20 protein-coding genes are annotated in these 15,162 nt (G+C 57.8%); 7 read left to right on the forward strand and 13 right to left on the reverse strand.

Annotated elements, in window-relative coordinates:
* Positions 1-2: 2 nt before the first annotated feature.
* Together L8V22_RS03025 and secY are read right to left on the reverse strand one after the other, a co-directional pair.
* Positions 3-548, reverse strand: coding sequence for an adenylate kinase (locus L8V22_RS03025; protein ID WP_238800333.1), 546 nt, complete (start codon positions 546-548; stop codon positions 3-5).
* Positions 548-1,873, reverse strand: a complete 1,326-nt coding sequence (secY, locus tag L8V22_RS03030; protein WP_238800335.1) for a preprotein translocase subunit SecY — start codon at positions 1,871-1,873, stop codon at positions 548-550. Before secY ends, L8V22_RS03025 begins: the two co-directional genes overlap by 1 nt.
* A 372-nt stretch (positions 1,874-2,245) precedes the next feature.
* Between secY and L8V22_RS03035 the strand changes: the two genes are divergently transcribed.
* Positions 2,246-3,553 carry a class I SAM-dependent methyltransferase gene (locus L8V22_RS03035; protein ID WP_238800337.1) on the forward strand — a complete coding sequence of 436 codons (1,308 nt, stop codon included), beginning with the start codon at positions 2,246-2,248 and terminating at the stop codon, positions 3,551-3,553.
* Between the two features lie 11 nt (positions 3,554-3,564).
* Positions 3,565-5,067, forward strand: coding sequence for an FAD-binding oxidoreductase (locus L8V22_RS03040; RefSeq protein WP_238800342.1), 1,503 nt, complete (start codon positions 3,565-3,567; stop codon positions 5,065-5,067).
* Between the two features lie 109 nt (positions 5,068-5,176).
* Here L8V22_RS03040 and L8V22_RS03045 read toward each other — a convergent pair whose 3' ends face one another.
* The 7 genes from L8V22_RS03045 to rpsH all read right to left on the reverse strand — a co-directional run bounded on the left by L8V22_RS03045 (position 5,177) and on the right by rpsH (position 8,548).
* Positions 5,177-5,665, reverse strand: coding sequence for a hypothetical protein (locus L8V22_RS03045; RefSeq protein WP_238800344.1), 489 nt, complete (start codon positions 5,663-5,665; stop codon positions 5,177-5,179).
* Between the two features lie 239 nt (positions 5,666-5,904).
* Positions 5,905-6,351 carry a 50S ribosomal protein L15 gene (gene rplO / locus L8V22_RS03050; protein ID WP_005322777.1) on the reverse strand — a complete coding sequence of 149 codons (447 nt, stop codon included), beginning with the start codon at positions 6,349-6,351 and terminating at the stop codon, positions 5,905-5,907.
* Between the two features lie 3 nt (positions 6,352-6,354).
* Complete coding sequence (gene rpmD / locus L8V22_RS03055; protein WP_238800347.1) at positions 6,355-6,540, reverse strand: 50S ribosomal protein L30; 186 nt, start codon at positions 6,538-6,540, stop codon at positions 6,355-6,357.
* Between the two features lie 3 nt (positions 6,541-6,543).
* Entirely contained in the window at positions 6,544-7,167 is a 624-nt protein-coding gene (gene rpsE, locus L8V22_RS03060; protein WP_023020586.1) for a 30S ribosomal protein S5, read from the reverse strand.
* Positions 7,168-7,207: 40 nt separating this feature from the next.
* Positions 7,208-7,609, reverse strand: a complete 402-nt coding sequence (gene rplR / locus L8V22_RS03065) for a 50S ribosomal protein L18 (RefSeq protein WP_005322788.1) — start codon at positions 7,607-7,609, stop codon at positions 7,208-7,210.
* A gap of 3 nt (positions 7,610-7,612) precedes the next feature.
* Positions 7,613-8,149: a 50S ribosomal protein L6 gene (rplF, locus tag L8V22_RS03070; RefSeq protein ID WP_005322792.1), complete on the reverse strand. Its 537-nt coding sequence runs from the start codon at positions 8,147-8,149 to the stop codon at positions 7,613-7,615.
* Positions 8,150-8,164: 15 nt separating this feature from the next.
* A complete protein-coding gene (gene rpsH, locus L8V22_RS03075) occupies positions 8,165-8,548 on the reverse strand; it encodes a 30S ribosomal protein S8 (protein WP_005322799.1) in 384 nt (127 codons plus the stop codon).
* A 355-nt stretch (positions 8,549-8,903) separates the two neighbouring features.
* On the opposite strand from rpsH, the gene L8V22_RS03080 reads away from it, so the two are divergent.
* Together L8V22_RS03080 and fdhD are read left to right on the forward strand one after the other, a co-directional pair.
* Positions 8,904-9,152: a DUF6457 domain-containing protein gene (locus L8V22_RS03080; protein WP_238800349.1), complete on the forward strand. Its 249-nt coding sequence runs from the start codon at positions 8,904-8,906 to the stop codon at positions 9,150-9,152.
* On the forward strand, positions 9,152-9,970 hold the full coding sequence (fdhD, locus tag L8V22_RS03085; protein WP_238800351.1) for a formate dehydrogenase accessory sulfurtransferase FdhD: 819 nt from the start codon (positions 9,152-9,154) through the stop codon (positions 9,968-9,970). The genes L8V22_RS03080 and fdhD overlap by 1 nt, the downstream gene beginning before the upstream one ends.
* Here fdhD and L8V22_RS03090 read toward each other — a convergent pair.
* Positions 9,967-10,752, reverse strand: coding sequence for a formate/nitrite transporter family protein (locus L8V22_RS03090; protein WP_238800353.1), 786 nt, complete (start codon positions 10,750-10,752; stop codon positions 9,967-9,969). The genes fdhD and L8V22_RS03090 overlap by 4 nt on opposite strands.
* Positions 10,753-11,192: 440 nt before the next feature.
* Here L8V22_RS03090 and L8V22_RS03095 point away from each other — a divergent pair, with 440 nt between their 5' ends.
* Positions 11,193-11,774, forward strand: coding sequence for a sortase family protein (locus L8V22_RS03095; protein WP_238800355.1), 582 nt, complete (start codon positions 11,193-11,195; stop codon positions 11,772-11,774).
* A 109-nt stretch (positions 11,775-11,883) separates the two neighbouring features.
* Here the strand turns inward: L8V22_RS03095 and rplE are convergent, their stop codons facing one another.
* From rplE to rplN, 3 genes are read right to left on the reverse strand one after another with little or no spacing between them, the layout of a single operon-like run.
* Positions 11,884-12,435, reverse strand: coding sequence for a 50S ribosomal protein L5 (gene rplE / locus L8V22_RS03100; RefSeq protein WP_049358620.1), 552 nt, complete (start codon positions 12,433-12,435; stop codon positions 11,884-11,886).
* A gap of 2 nt (positions 12,436-12,437) precedes the next feature.
* Positions 12,438-12,752, reverse strand: a complete 315-nt coding sequence (gene rplX, locus L8V22_RS03105; protein WP_005276967.1) for a 50S ribosomal protein L24 — start codon at positions 12,750-12,752, stop codon at positions 12,438-12,440.
* A 4-nt stretch (positions 12,753-12,756) separates the two neighbouring features.
* Entirely contained in the window at positions 12,757-13,125 is a 369-nt protein-coding gene (gene rplN / locus L8V22_RS03110; RefSeq protein WP_049378875.1) for a 50S ribosomal protein L14, read from the reverse strand.
* Between the two features lie 531 nt (positions 13,126-13,656).
* Between rplN and L8V22_RS03115 the strand changes: the two genes are divergently transcribed.
* Entirely contained in the window at positions 13,657-14,577 is a 921-nt protein-coding gene (locus tag L8V22_RS03115) for a hypothetical protein (protein ID WP_238800357.1), read from the forward strand.
* A 176-nt stretch (positions 14,578-14,753) separates the two neighbouring features.
* Positions 14,754-15,146, forward strand: a complete 393-nt coding sequence (locus L8V22_RS03120; RefSeq protein ID WP_238800359.1) for a multidrug transporter — start codon at positions 14,754-14,756, stop codon at positions 15,144-15,146.
* Positions 15,147-15,162: the final 16 nt, after the last annotated feature.

A 15,162-nucleotide genomic window follows, 5' to 3' on the forward strand; every position in this document is an offset into this window, starting at 1 on the left:
GCTTACTTACCCAGTGCTTCCATCGCACGGGCGTTGATTTCCTCAACAGTGCCTTCGGCCTTGATGGGGATAATGGCATCGCCATAGTGCTCGATTAGCGGGAAGGTTTCCTCACGGTACACACCGAGGCGGGTACGGATGGTCTCCTCGTTATCGTCGGCACGGCCGCGGGCCATCATGCGCTCGACAACTACGTCCTCAGATACCTCGAAGTTGAGAACTCCGTCGAGCTTTTCGCCCTTCTTGGACAGCAGCTCTCCCAGGATGTCTGCCTGCTCGGTAGTACGAGGGAAGCCGTCCAGCAGGAAGCCATTCTTAGCATCGTCCTGGTTGAGGCGATCCTCGACCATACGAGCGGTGACGTCGGTAGGTACCAGCTTGCCTGCATCGATATAAGACTTTGCCTCTACACCCAACGGGGTACCCTCGCCAATGTTGGCGCGGAAGAGGTCGCCGGTGGAGATGTGCGGAACGTTCAGCTTCTCGCTGAGGATAGCTGCCTGGGTGCCCTTGCCGGCACCGGGAGGTCCTAGAAGTACAAGACGCATTACTTAAGTAGTCCTTCGTAGTTGGATTGCAGTAGCTGGGACTCGATCTGCTTGACCGTAGTCAAAGCGACAGAGACCATAATCAGGATGGCCGTACCGCCAAAGGCGGACGTACCGCTGGCAGAAGCGCGGCCCACGCCGAGGTCCAAGAGGATATTCGGCAATATGGCGATAACTGCCAGATACAGGGCGCCTACGCACAACAGACGGTTCATCACATAACCAAGGTACTCCGCGGTCGGGCGGCCCGGGCGGATACCCGGGATGAAGCCGCCGTACTTCTTCATATTATCCGCCTGCTCCGCCGGATCGTACTGGACCGAGACATAGAAGTAAGCGAAGAAGATGGTCAGGACGAAGTAGAGCACAATGTACTGCCAGGAGGAAGGTGCCTGCAGGTGCGCGATGACGTTGCGTTGCCACCAGTTATCAGGGGTGCCGGGGGAGCCAGAGTTCACAATTTGGGTAATGAGAACCGGCATGTAGATAAGGGAGGAGGCAAAGATGACCGGGATAACGCCGGCCTGGTTAACCTTCAGCGGCAGGTAGGTAGAGGAACCACCGTACTGGCGGCGACCGACCATACGCTTGGCGTACTGGACCGGGATGCGGCGCTGGCCTTGCTCGATAAAAGTGATGCCCACGACTAGGACAACCAAGCCAGCAACGACCATGGCAAAGACGAGGCCGCCGTTATTCTGCAAAATGCTCACGCCATCGGTAGGCAGACGGGTGGCGATACCGGCAAAGATGAGTAGGGACATGCCGTTGCCAATGCCCTTTTCAGTAATAAGCTCGCCCATCCACATCACCAGCACAGCGCCCGACGTCATGGTGATTACCAGGACAATGAGGGTGAAGAAGTTACGGTCTTCTGCCAGCACCGGCACGCCTTGGCCCAGCAGCTGCTCGCGGTCTGCCAGCGCGACGATGCCGGAGGATTGCAGCAACGCCAACGCCAAGGTCAGGTAGCGGGTGTACTGGGTCATTTTGGCCTGACCGGACTGGCCTTCCTTCTTCAATTCCTCGAAGCGGGGAATGACCACGGTCAGCAGCTGCACGATAATCGAGGCCGTAATGTACGGCATGATGCCGATGGCGAAGATCGACAGCTGCAACAATGCGCCGCCCGAGAAGAGGTTGATGACAGAGTAAAGGTCTCCGGACTGCTCGGTCAGCTGGCGCAAGCGTCCTGCAATGGACGCATAATCAACTCCCGGGGACGGAATCTGTGCGCCGACGCGATACGCGATGATCATCACGATGGTGAAGATGATCTTTTTACGTAGGTCGGCATCCTTGAAAGCCTGGACAATGGCGGACACTACAAAATCCTCCTGGCCTACCGCTGCCGAACACGAAATCTAGGGAGGACTTCGCGTGCTTACACGGAGGTGGATACTCATCTACCCCAAGGAAACCGCACCCCCCGAGCCGGAAAGCTTAGGGGAAATTTAGGTTTCCTTCAGGGACGGTTGAACACTTATGACCCCATTACCCTACCAGCCTTGCCCGGCATAGCCACATCGAGACCCAATAGTGTGACTATGATTGCTTGTTCTTTCGCGCGTTGTGTCTTCGGGGTTTACCATAAGGAGTATTGCGTGCGCGCAAGTCCACTGAAATCTCCGACCTCACAGGCCCCTGCCCTACGAGGCCGTTATTGGTGTGAACCAAATGTTTCGAAAGAAGTACTTATGAACAAGATATTCACGCCGATGACCGTTGCTGAGATCATCGACGTATTTGTCCCTAGCCCCAACCCCTTCCGCTGGGAAGCCTTCGACGGGTCCGCTACCGGGCCGGAGGATGCCCAGTACAAGGTGACTATCAATAGCCTTGAGGGCCTGTCTTTTATTGCCACCCACCCCGGTGATGTGGGTTTTGCTCGCGCTTATGTCACCGACGGCATCACGGTACATGGCGATCATCCGGCTCACCCCTATGGCATTTTCGACGCCCTGCATGCCATGTACGACAAATTCCACAAGCCGGATGCCAAGACGCTGGCTCGCGTAGTGCGCTCCCTCGCATCCATGGGTGCGTTCCAGATCCAGCCCGTTCCAGAGGTGGAGCGCGCCTCTTGGCTGCGCCGCAAGCTGCACGATGGTCTATCCAAACACTCCAAGCAGCGCGACGCGGATGTCATTTCTGACCACTACGATGTGGGCAATGACTTCTACGAGCTCTTCTTGGGCGATTCGATGACCTATACCTGCGCTTACTACCCCTCCCCAGACGCCACTTTGGAGGAAGCGCAGGAGAATAAGTACCGCCTCATCTTTGACAAGCTGCGCCTCCAGGAGGGCGACCGCCACTTGGACGTCGGCTGCGGCTGGGGCGGCATGGTCCGTTATGCGGCGCGCCGCGGCGTGAAATCCATCGGCGTCACTCTTTCCAAGGAACAGGCCGAGTGGGGCCAGCGCAAGATAGAAGAGGAAGGCCTTCAAGACCTAGCGGAGGTCCGATTCATGGATTACCGCGACATCACCGAAGAGGGTTTTGATGCTATCTCCGCCATCGGCATCATCGAGCACATCGGTGTGAAGAATTACAACGACTTCTTCAAGTTCCTGCACGGCAAGTTGAAGGTGGGCGGCCTGATGCTCAACCACAACATCACCTACCCGGATAATCACAAGACGCCTAAGGGCGGTTTCATTGACCGCTATATCTTCCCAGACGGTGAGCTCACCGGCTCCGGCAATGTCACCAAGGCGATGCAAGACAATGGCTTCGAAGTCATCCACACCGAGTCCCTCCGGTTTGATTACATGCGCACCCTGCATGATTGGTGCGAGAACTTGAAGGAAAATTGGGACGAGGCCTGCGCAACCGTGGGCCTGCCCACCGCGCGCCTCTACGGCATTTATATGGCCGGTTCCGAGTGGGGATTTGAGCGCAATATCATCAACCTGTATCACTTCCTCGGCGTCAAGCTGGGCGAGGCCGGCTCCCGCGCCGGTGTGCCTGAGCGCCGCTGGTGGGAAGATAGCCGTTTTTAAGGAGGGGTGCCATGACTCTCATTGATAATCTGCGCGAACGCCTCGCCGCTGCCCAACCGCGACCGGTGGATGCCATGCCCATTGAGCCGGTGGGATGGACGGCGCACCAAGAGGGCGTCGACAAGCTGCTGACGAGTTTCCGTGCTGTCCCGGCCGGAAAGCGCGTGCGCCTAGCTAAGAAGACCTCCAACCTGTTCCGGGGCCGCAGCGAAGAGCAGGAGGGCCTAGATGTCTCTGGCCTGGGCGGCGTCATCGAGGTTGACCCAGTAGCTCGCACGGCCGATGTGCAGGGTATGTGCACCTATGAGGATCTTGTCGATGCCACCTTGCCGCATGGCCTTATGCCCTTCGTCGTGCCGCAGCTAAAAACCATCACCTTAGGCGGCGCTGTTACTGGCATGGGCGTGGAATCCACCAGCTTCCGCAATGGGCTGCCACACGAGTCCCTGCTGGAGATGGATGTGCTAACCGGAACCGGCGAGATTCTCACCTGCTCCCGCGAAGAAAATGTAGATCTCTTCCGCCTCTTTCCCAACTCCTATGGCTCGCTGGGCTATGCGGTGCGCCTGAAGATCGAGTTAGAGCCCGTGCCCGCCTATGTGGAATTGCGCGAGGAGCGTTTCCACACCGTGGAGGAGGCGAGCCGCGTGCTTGCCGACGTCGCCTCTTCCCACACGCACCGCGGCGAGCCCGTCCATGGCCTCGACGGCGTGGTCTTCTCCGAGGACGAGGCCTACCTCGTCTTCGCCCGCTTTACCGACGAGGAGGGCCCAACCTCCGATTACACGCGGGACAAGATTTACTACCGCAGCCTCCAGCACGCCTCTGACATCCGGCGCGACCGCCTGACCATCCGCGACTATATCTGGCGCTGGGATACCGACTGGTTCTGGTGCTCGCGCGCCTTTGGCGCGCAGAACCCGAAGGTGCGCAAGGTGTGGCCGCGCGAATTGCGCCGCAGTTCTTTTTATTGGAAATTGGTCCGGCTCGACCGCAAATACGAGCTGGAATATAACTTCATCAAAAAGCCCCACGGCAAGCCACGTGCTGAACGCGTGGTCCAAGATATCGAGGTCACTCCAGAAAACCTGCCGGAATTCCTCCATTGGTTCTTTAATGCTTCCGATATCCAGCCGGTGTGGCTCTGTCCAATCCGACTTCGCGATGGCGTGGAAGAGCTAGTAGGCACCGGCGACCTCGCCTCTAACTCGAGGGACCCCTGGCCGCTCTACCCGCTTCGCCCCGGGCAGACCTGGGTCAATGTTGGCTTTTGGTCCGGCGTAGAAGGCGACCACGTCGACCCTTCCGCCCCGAATAATGGCGCTTTCAACCGCGTCATTGAATCCAAGGTCAACGAGCTTGGCGGACACAAGTCCCTCTACTCCGAAGCCTTCTATTCCCGGGAAAAATTCGAAGAACTCTACGGTGGCAACCTTCCCGCCACCATCAAAGCGGTTACCGATCCGGATGACCGCTTCCCTGGCCTGTACGAAAAAACCGTAGACGAGGCCTAGGCCTTCCCTCCCCCGCGCCTACCCTGGTTGGAAAAGCATAAAGGGTGGAACGCCCTCCCCGAGCGTTCCACCCTCTTTTTTCGTCCCGAAGTCTTGGGACACTCGCGCTTTAGTAGGCCGCGGTGATGTTGTCGTAGCCGTTGATCTTCAGGGCGTCCATGACGCGCTGCACAGCTGCCTCATCCTTCTCCGGGTTATAGGTCTCCGGGAAGGTCAGGTGAGCAGAGTGGTCATCCTTAAACTCGATGTTCATGAACTCGTGGCCGGCCTCCTGGGTAGCTAGGGCCAGCTCACGCTGCACGGCCAGCTTACCGCTCTGCAGGTTGCCACCGTTGAACCCTGGATCGACCTCTTCGGTACCCTCTGCGTCACCGTTGATGACGTCTTCCTTGTCACCGGTGATACGGCCCTTCTCAGCGTGAGCGCCGGGCTGCTGGTCCTGAGCGTTCTGCTCGCCAACTTCGGCAGGCGCGGTCTGAGTGGTCTCAGCAGGATCCGGCTGGGAGAGCTGTTCCTGGGCGTCGACTGGGCCGGTAGAGCCGGCAAATGGCATGATGGCAGCGACTGCGGTTGCGAGCAGCGAAGAAATAGACGACATAAGAGTCTCCTTAACGGTAGATGATTTTCAACTAAGATTGACTTTAACACTCATGAATATATATCGCCATACCGGCAACCTTATTTATTAATAAAGGTTTCCTGTCAGCTATTTCCAGCACCAATTGTGTCCATAACCAAGGTACTGCGCTCTATACCGGCACCAGGGCGCTTACCAAACGAAATCATCCCCCTGCTCCGCTGGTGCGGAGAGGGGGACGAAAATCTACTTGAAAGAGATTACTTGGTGTTGGCGGATCCGCCAGCAGCTTCGATCTTCTCTACAGCAGACTTGGAGAACTTATCAGCGGTGACGTTCAACTTAACGTTGATGTCGCCGTTGCCCAGAACCTTGACCGGCTTATTAGCGCGGACCAGGCCAGCAGCTGCGATGTCAGCAACGGTAATGTCGCCGCCATCTGCGAACTTCTCGGCCAGGTCAGCAACGTTGACTACCTGGTACTCAACGTGGTTCGGGTTCTTGAAGCCCTTCAACTTAGGCAGACGCATGTGGATCGGCATCTGGCCACCCTCGAAAGCAGCGGAAACCTGCTTACGAGCACCGGTGCCCTTGGTACCGCGACCAGCGGTCTTACCCTTGGATGCCTCACCGCGGCCAACGCGGGTCTTAGGCTTATTTGCTCCTGCGGTTGGGCGCAGGTCGTGCAGCTTGATGATATCAGCCATGGTTTACTCCCCTGCCACTTCTTCGACGGTGACCAGGTGGCGAACCTTGTGAACCATACCGCGAATGATCGGGGTGTCCTGCTTTACTACGGACTGACCGATGCGCTTGAGGCCGAGAGCCTCAATGTTCTTGCGGTGGTTCGGGTTGGTGCCCACCAGGCCCTTTACCTGTGTAATCTTCAGAGCCATTGCTTATGCCTCCTGACCTGCGCGCTTGCGCAGCATACGGGCCGGGGTGACCTCTTCGATGGACTTGCCACGACGTGCGGCAACCTCTTCAGGGCGGACCAGCTGCTTGAGGCCGTCCACGGTAGCGCGGACGACGTTGAGTGCATTGTCGGAGCCCAGAGACTTCGACAGAATGTCCTGCACGCCAGCGCATTCGAGCACTGGACGAGCAGCACCACCAGCGATAACACCGGTACCAGGTGCGGCAGGCTTCATCATAACGATGCCAGCTGCGTCGCGACCCTCAACCGGGTGGGTGATGGTGCCAGCAATCATCGGAACGCGGAAGAAGTTCTTGCGAGCCTCTTCAGCGCCCTTCTGGATTGCGGCTGGGACTTCCTTGGCCTTGCCATAACCAACGCCAACCTGACCCTGGCCGTCACCAACGACGACGAGGGCGGTGAAGGACATGTTGCGGCCACCCTTAACGGTCTTGGAGACGCGGTTGATGGTCACAACGCGCTCGATGTACTTATCGCGCTCGTTGTCCTGATGGTTACGACGATCGTTGCGGCGGCCGTTGCCACCGCGGTTGTTCTTGTTGTTCTCGGCGGAGCGTCCGCCGTCACGCTGTTCACGGTCCGACATTAGGCGTTCCTTCCGTTGATGTTTCCGTTGACGATGATCATTAGAACTTCAGACCACCTTCACGTGCGGCGTCAGCCAGCGCAGCGACGCGGCCGTGGTACTTGTAGCCTGCGCGGTCAAATACGACGTGCTCGATGCCAGCGGCCTTAGCGCGCTCGGCAACCAGCTCGCCTACCTTGGCGGCCTTGGCCTTCTTATCGCCCTCGAGTGCACGAACGTCCGCCTCCATGGAGGATGCGGAGACCAGGGTGTGGCCTGCCAGGTCGTCGATGACCTGGACGTGCATGTGACGGGAGGAGCGGTGAAGAACCAGACGCGGTGCCTCAGGGGTGCCACGCAGGGTCTTACGGATACGGAAGTGACGGCGTGCGCGTGCTTCGCGACGACGGGAGGAGATGTCCTTGCCGACTGGAGTGCGCTTGGTGTTTTCAGTGTTTGCCATTGCTTACTTACCCGTCTTTCCGACCTTGCGACGGATCTGCTCGCCTTCGTAGCGAATACCCTTGCCCTTGTAAGGATCGTCCTTACGCAGACGACGGATATTAGCGGCGATCTGTCCGACTAGTTGCTTGTCAATACCGGTAATGGACAGCTTGGTTGCGCCGTCCACTGCGAAGGTAATTCCCTCCGGAGCCTCGATGAGGATCGGGTGGGAGTAGCCCAGGCTGAATTCCAGGTCCTTACCCTTCTGCTGAACACGGTAGCCGACACCGAAGATTTCCATCTTGATGGTGTAGCCCTCGGTCACGCCAACAACGGCGTTGTTCAGCAGGGAGCGGGACAGACCGTGCAGTGCACGGTGCTTGCGGTGGTCATCAGGGCGGGAAACGGACAGTACGCCGTCTTCCAGGTTGATGGCGATAGGCTCTGGAACGTTAACGCTCTGGGTGCCCTTAGGACCCTTAACCTCAACGTCTTGGCCGTTGATCTTGATTTCGACGCCGTTCGGTACGGCGATTGGTGCTAGACCGACTCGAGACATGTGTCAAACCTCCCTTTACCAGACGTAGGCGAGAACTTCTCCGCCTACGCCCTTCTCCTCAGCCTGACGGTCAGTCAGCACGCCGTGGGACGTGGAAATGATAGCCACGCCCAGGCCGCCCAAGACCTGTGGCAGTTCGGTGGACTTTGCGTACACGCGTAGACCCGGCTTAGACACGCGACGCAGGCCAGACAGGGAGCGCTCGCGGTTGTTGTACTTCAGCTCGAGGGACAGGGTGTGGCCCTCGACGGTGTAGTCAGCGATGTAGCCTTCCTGCTTCAAAATGTCAGCAATGTTTGCCTTCAGCTTGGAGGTAGGCATCGACACGGTGTCATGGTGCGCATTACTTGCGTTGCGCACGCGCGACAGCATGTCGGCAATAGGATCAGTCATAGTCATATGAGTGACCGTGTACCTTTCTCGTTGCGGTTCCCGTGCTCACCAAAGCGTTCTCCGTGTGATTTCGGGCTACTCACGCTCCCTACGGTCAATACCGTAAGGCGCTCGCCACCCTTTGATTCAGACAACGGTCCGCTATCTACGGCGAGGGGCCTACAACAAAGTTGATGTTCAGTTCTTGCATCGGCTCGGCGCTTTCTGCAGCTCAGCGCGCCAAAATTCACAGTGACTTAGGCACGCCAATGCCTCGGCGCAAGCACGAGGTACTATGCTACGCCATTACCTGCGGTTTTCCAAATGGTCCCGTGCCTTCATTAAAGTCGGGACCTGCACGAACATATATAAGGAGTTGGTCATGAGCGAGATGCACGAGGACCCCATCCAATCCGCGCACGAGTGGCTGGAAGAAGCCGCCCGACACCTCGGCCTCGATCCCGGGGAGGCGACCACCCTCACCCGCGAAATTCTGGATTTAACCAAGGACGTAGCGCATAATCGCTCTCGCCCGGCCGCACCGCTTACCGCCTTCCTCGTCGGCCTTGCCTCCAGCGACGTGGATGAAGCCCGCAACAATATTGACGCCCTAAAGCAGGTGCTGCAGTAATGGCCGGCCGCAAGAATTCCACCTTCGCTGTCACCAAGGTCCGTTTGGGAGATGGCCTGCAGGTCGATACCCGCGCAGATACCGTCGCCGGCGAGGAACCACTAGAAATCCGCGTGGGCGGGCAGACTATCACCACCACTATGCGTACTCCTGGACATGACGTGGAGCTCGCGCACGGTTTCTTGCATTCGGAGGGCCATATTGCCTCGCTTGGCGACGTCGCGGAGGCCCGCTACTGCGCCGGTGCCACCGTCGATGGCATGAATACCTACAATTTGCTCGACGTCGAGCTGAGAAAAAGGAACGTGATTGACCTAAGCGATTTGCGGTTAACCACCACAACCTCCGCCTGCGGCGTGTGCGGTACCTCCTCTATCGAGGCATTGACCAAGCAGACACGCTACCCGATTCCCCAAGTGCCGGTAGATCCCTATGTCATAGCCCAGCTGCCCGAGGCACTTCGCGCCGAACAGAAACAATTTAAAAAGACCGGCGGCATTCACGCTGCCGGTGCCTTCACCCTGGACGGTGAGCCGGTGGTAATCCGCGAAGATATCGGCCGACACAATGCCGCCGATAAGGTCATCGGTCACCTTCTGCTGGAAGATCGACTGCCTGCAGACGATCTCATTTTGGCGATGAGCTCGCGCGCCAGCTTTGAGCTCGTCCAAAAGGCCGCGATGGCCGGCTTCGGAATGCTGGTTGCCGTAAGCGCGGCTTCCTCCCTAGCGGTGGAAACGGCCCGCGAAACCGGCATGGCGCTCGTGGGGTTTGCCCGCGGTGACCGCTTTAACCTTTATTCCGGAAAGCTCGCTTAGTCGCGGTAGGCCTCCGGGCCGCGATTGAGCCACGCGTAGACGCCGCCAACCAAAAGGCCGCCGCCAATAAAGTTGCCGATCCACACTAGGATCCAATTGAGGGCTACGTTGCCGGCGGTCAGTGTTGCCGGCACCGGGTCAGAGGCGAATAGCGTGATGCTAAACAGGCAGAAGTTCGCGATAACGTGCTCTAGGCCTAACGCCACGAAAGCGCCAATGATCGGGATGATGACAAAGAACTTCGACGCTGCGTCCTTGGCGAAGATGGCACCGACGATGCCCATGTTGACCACAAAGTTGGCGGCAATGGCCTCTACCAGCATGCCTTGCGGGGACTTGGTGAGCTTGCCTTCAGAAACCGTCACCAGAAGGTGCGAAGGATCCAAGTCAGCAAATTTGGCGGACATCGCCATAATGGCGGCAAAAATGATCGCTCCCACCAGATTGAAAATGGTGGTAATAAGCAACAAGTAAAAGGCCTTGCCCCACGCCACGTGCTTATTGCTGGCGGCATAGACCATGTACATCATGTTGCCGGTAGCCAGATCGGCGCCCAAGAGCAGAATGGCGAACAGGCCCACGCCGAAAAATAGGGCAAAAGCCACGGAGCCCATTCCCTGCGCAACGCCGTTGACGGCCTGGCCTACCACACCGGCAAAAGCAGTACCGATACACAGGTACACACCCGCCAAGGTAGCGCGAACTGCAAAGCGAGCGAAGGATTCATCTAATAAGGTGACCTTCTTGACGGCCGCCGCCTTGGCGGCATCATTGAGAGACATTTCTACCTCATTAATCAAAGAGTATTAAATCCTTCTAATCTTATCCTGACCACCTGATTCCGCGTCAATTCCGGGTATGCATAACACTGCGTTGTAAGCTAGAACTTTCCTATTACCCGTATTTTCTCTTCGGAGGTCGCATGGATTCCCACTACCGGCCGCGGAGGGAACCGAATCGGCTTCCTACTAGTGGGCGCCGGAGCGTTCCATCGCGATCCGACCACACAAATGGTGATCGCCAATGGCGCCAGACCGAAACGCGCACTCGCTGACAGCAGCGCCAACGTTCCCCACACTGCCTTGAGGACACCGCACCTCCCCGGAACCGGTGCAAACCCACGCTATAGGAACGAATCACAAAGGCGTGGCGATCCTCTGGCATCCTTCGGGTCGTCGTCGGCATCGTCGCCACAGTGTTACTCGCCTGCACGATTAATCGTGTGGTCAATCCCCCAGAAGGCTTGGAAACCAATGAGGTCACCGCGGAAGAGGCCCCTGCTATTGACCCTTCCCCCGCAGTCGAGCTCTTCATCCCGGCCATTGAGGTTCATGCAGATTTTCAAGACGGCTCCTGCCGCGTAGTAAACGGTGCCATCAATCCGGACTCCATGAATAAGGCCTGCACCTATACTGCCGAAGACCGCCCTTATTCACTGCCGGGCACTACAGCCCAAGACATCGTCGTCATCGCCGGGCATACTGGGGCGGGGGTGCCGGCCGTGTTTAATAATCTCTACGATGGCTCCGCGAACGAGCACAAGGTGCGCTTAGGCAACAAGCTCTACGTCCGCAGGCAAAACTCCGGCCAGAACTGGCTCGTCTATACCGCTACCGACTTACACGACCCAGATAAACAGGGGCTGTCTGACGACGCCTCTATCTGGGGCGAGGCACCCATGCCTGGCCGCCTACTCACCATCGGTTGTATCCAACCTGCCAACCCTTTGGAGGCGGCGGCCCGCAACACGGTCGTCGGCTGGCACTACGAGGGCGCTACGCGCACCGAGGCCGACAGCGCCTAAGCCGCACATGCAGAAGCCAGCGCTTTCGACCACTAGATTCCGCCCCACCCGGTAAAACTAGAAAATCCCAACGCCCCTTCCGGGGAGTTGGGATTTCTTAGCGCTCTATTTACTTGAACGGGAAGCCGAGCTCGCGCAGGAGCTTGCGGCCCTCGTCGTCGTTAGTAGCGGTGGTAACGACGGTGATGTCCATACCACGAGGGCGATCGATCTTGTCGATGTCGATCTCGTAGAACATGGACTGCTCGGACAGGCCGAAGGTATAATTGCCGTGGCCGTCGAACTGCTGATCAGACAGACCGCGGAAGTCACGAATACGTGGCAGCGCGATGGTCAGCAGGCGGTCCAGGAACTCCCACATGCGGTCGCCGCGCAGGGTAACGCGGGCGCCGATGGGCATGCCCTCACGAAGCTTGAAGTTCGCGATGGACTTCTTAGCGCGACGCAGCTGCGGCTTCTGACCGGTAATAGCGGTCAGGTCCTCGAGTGCGCCGTTGATGACCTTGGAGTCACGTGCAGCTTCGCCAACACCCATGTTGACAACAACCTTGGTAACACCAGGGATCTGCATGACGTTGTCGTAGTTGAACTCGTCATTCAGGGTCTTACGGATTTCCTCGCGGTAGCGAGTCTTCAGACGCGGGGTGTAGTTCTCGCTCATTTTTAGATGTCCTTCCCGTTGCTACGCGCGATACGGACCTTCTTGCCGTTCTCGTCGAAACGGTAGCCCACGCGGGTCGGGTTGCCTTCGGAGTCAACGATCGCAACGTTGGACACGTGGATCGGAGCTTCCTGGGTAACGATTCCGCCGGACTCGGCGCCACGCTCGGTAGCGGAGTTAGCGACGTGCTTCTTGATGCGGTTAACGCCCTCAACGAGGACCTTTTCACGCTTTGGGTATGCCTCGATGACCTTGCCCTTCGCGCCCTTGTCTGGGCCCGAAATGACGATCACCATATCTCCCTTATGGATCTTCATAAGACTAGATCACCTCCGGTGCGAGAGAAACGATCTTCATGAAACGCTTGTCACGAAGTTCGCGAGCAACCGGTCCGAAGATACGGGTACCACGGGGCTCGCTATCGCCCTTGAGAACAACTGCAGCGTTCTCGTCAAAGCGGATGTAGGAGCCGTCTGGACGACGGGTTTCCTTCTTCGCGCGGACGATAACTGCCTTTACAATGTCGCCTTCCTTGACGTTGCCACCTGGGACAGCGTCCTTGACAGTCGCGACGATAACGTCGCCGATGCCAGCGGAGCGTCGGACAGAGCCGCCGAGAACGCGGATGCACAGCAATTCACGTGCACCAGAGTTGTCGGCGACGCGCAGACGCGATTCTTGCTGAATCACTATGGGTCTCCTGACCTGGATTGATGTGCGGTAAGATTTCCGTCCTTGCCGCACGCGGTCTACAAACTTGCGATGCTCAAGCTTTGACAACGGACTATGCCGAAGGGTCTCGGACCGACGGTTCGGAAACGCACCGCTACGGGCCGACCAGCTTTTGCAACCTATACATTCAACCACACGCCAGCGCCCATACCAAAACGCCGCTTAGTGATTACCGACGCCCCCCCTACCTCCACATATATTTCCGTCAGTACACCCACCTAGCCCTCGGCCTCTTATTTCGAACAATACGACACGCATAGGCTCCAAAATCATCGCCACAATCTGCACATATGAACCACACTTTAGCACCCCTCAGTGCAAAGCCTGTCGCACGGCCATTCTAATAATCAGATTTTCACAGCTGTAACGCGTGAGAATTGCAGTTAACTTCTGATTTCCGTGTGACAACTGCGAATTATGTGACCACTGTTATTTGCGTCGCGAAAGACATTTCTTTGCGCTTTCCCATATTTCCCTAAGGAGAAACACATGAAGCGTTTGCCACAGACCCTGACCGCTGCTGCACTGACCGGCGCACTCGCCTTTGGTGGCGCAGCTGTTGCTCAGGCCCAAGTTCCGGCCCCAGTAGAAGACAAGCCTCTGACCGAGATGCCTACCCCGTCCGCGGATGAAGAGACCGACACCGAAGGCACCCCAGCTGAAGAGGGCACCAGTGACGTTGAACGCCACGATGTTGCTGCTGATCCGATTACCGTCGATGGTGTCGAGCACTTCAAGCAGGAAGACGGTTCTTGGCTGTCCAAGCCCGTCGCAGGCAATCCTGTTCGCTTGACCCCAGAGCAGGCCGAAAAGTTCGTGGAGGAGCAGCAAGACACCGTCGATATCCCTGCTCCAGCTACGAAGAAGGACGCAGAGGGCAACGAGTGGTACCAGAGCCTGAAGGATCCAAACGTTTACGTCAACGATCCGGCTCTGGTGAATGAAGAGATCACCGACGAGATGCGCAATGCTTACGCTGAGGCATTCCCTTCTGAGGATGCAAAGCCTGAGTTTGACAAGAAGAAGCTGGCTTGGTTGGCACTGCCAGCCGCCCTGATCATCGGTGGCATCACCTGGTACCTGTCCCAGGACGGCAAGACCTACGTCAAGGACGAGGCACGCAAGAACCAGCAGCCAACCGCTGAGGAGAAGGCTGCTTCCGAGCAGCTGCTGAACGCTAACAAGGACGAAGTTATCGCCCAAGGCGGTCAGCTCGCCGAGGGCGACGCTGCTCAGGCTGACGCTCCTTCCGCTCCGTCTGCACCAGCTGCTGGCCAGTCCACAGACTCCGCACGTGGTATGTCCGCTGAGACCGGCTCCAACTCCGTTGCACAGGCGCCGGCTGCTCTGGCTGTAGCTGCAATGGTTGCCGCTGGCGCTTTCGCCGCACGCCGCAAGTTCTTCGCTTAAGCAAGAGCCTTCCTGCTAAATAGGAAACTGAATTGAGACTGGCTGCGCCGGTCGGGCTTCGGTCCGGCCGGCGCAGTTTTGTTCCGTCAAGAACAAGAACCACGTAAACGGAAGACGAAGACCCCAACAAGATTGAAATACCCGGACGCCGGGTAATTCTTAGTACAGTTTCCAGTATGACCTACACCAAGCGCACCCTGTGGCTACACTCCGCGCTCTTTATCCTCGCGTTTCTCGCGTTTATCCTGCCCGTAGTCTTTGGCACCTCCGCTCTGCTTCCTGTCTGGTTGACCGGCGGGCTGAGTCTGGGGCTTGCGGCTTGCACGCTTGTCGACGCCGCCTATAAATTCTTCGCCCCCACTTCGCCTCGTAGCCTCCGCCTGCTCTCTGGTCTGGCCGGCCTGGTTCTGATCATCGGCTGGGGCATCTGGGTCTATATTTACGGCAATATGGCGGCCGTCGGCACAGGCTCCTATCGAATTGGCACCTTTTTACTCGGCGCGGGAAGCGTGCTCAATCTTTTTGTAGTGGCAATTTCCTTTCTAGATTTACAGCGAAAGGCCCAATAGAGCGTCTGGGAAACAG

Origin of the sequence: Corynebacterium yonathiae, assembly GCF_027570195.1 — a bacterium.
GTDB classification, from domain to species: Bacteria; Actinomycetota; Actinomycetes; order Mycobacteriales; family Mycobacteriaceae; genus Corynebacterium; species Corynebacterium yonathiae.